This window comes from Aliivibrio sp. S3MY1, from assembly GCF_028765575.1.
In the GTDB taxonomy this organism is placed as follows: Bacteria; Pseudomonadota; Gammaproteobacteria; order Enterobacterales; family Vibrionaceae; genus Aliivibrio.
Genome location: NZ_JARACO010000110.1, coordinates 1 through 604 on the forward strand (window position 1 = coordinate 1; position 604 = coordinate 604).

1 protein-coding gene is annotated in these 604 nt (G+C 34.6%); it reads left to right on the forward strand.

All coding sequences use genetic code 11. The features are described from left to right. Window positions 1–91 precede the first annotated feature (91 nt). Window positions 92–502, forward strand: coding sequence for a cold-shock protein (locus PVK62_RS17485; RefSeq protein ID WP_274449507.1), 411 nt, complete (start codon window positions 92–94; stop codon window positions 500–502). The last annotated feature ends 102 nt before the right edge of the window (window positions 503–604 follow it).

The following is a 604-nucleotide window of genomic DNA, read 5'->3' on the forward strand; positions in this document are numbered from 1 at the left end:
GCGTTATGTTCTAGAGTAGGCTTTTTATCTAGTTGTAATAACATAATTATTTAGACAATAAATACAATTACGTAATAATAAGGAGTTTCACATGGAAGGAACTGTTAAATGGTTTAGCAGTGAAAAAGGATATGGTTTTATTACTTCAAATTCAAATGAAGATCATTACTTTAATGTCCAAAGTATCGTAGGTGCTTCCTTGCCTGATATTGGTGATAAAGTTGAATTTGAATCGAAGCCAGGAGCTAAAGGTCCTCGTGCTAATAACATTCGAATTACAGCCAAATTGCCGAAGTCAGTTAGAAATCACAATCAAACTGATGATAGGATTAATTGTCCAAGCTGCAAAAAAAAGATAGTCCCAAGAATGATTACATATAAGGGGGAGCCAGATAAATCTGTTTGTCCTTACTGTGCAGCAACAGTAAGCACCTTTGGTAACAGCTTTTCTTTTTACATTACGGTTATTGCTGTAATTGCGTTTATTGTAATGATATGGTGAATTAAGAACATAACAAATGCATCAACACGATTTACTACACTCGGCGACTCAGGTTGTCGGGTGTTTCTCGTTTTAAGGTGTCAATTTTAAGTATGATTGCAT

What these genes read in the sequence shown, in the direction of transcription:
- PVK62_RS17485 (WP_274449507.1), top strand. Translation starts at nt 92, where the DNA reads ATGGAAGGAACTGTTAAATGGTTTAGCAGTGAAAAAGGATATGGTTTT.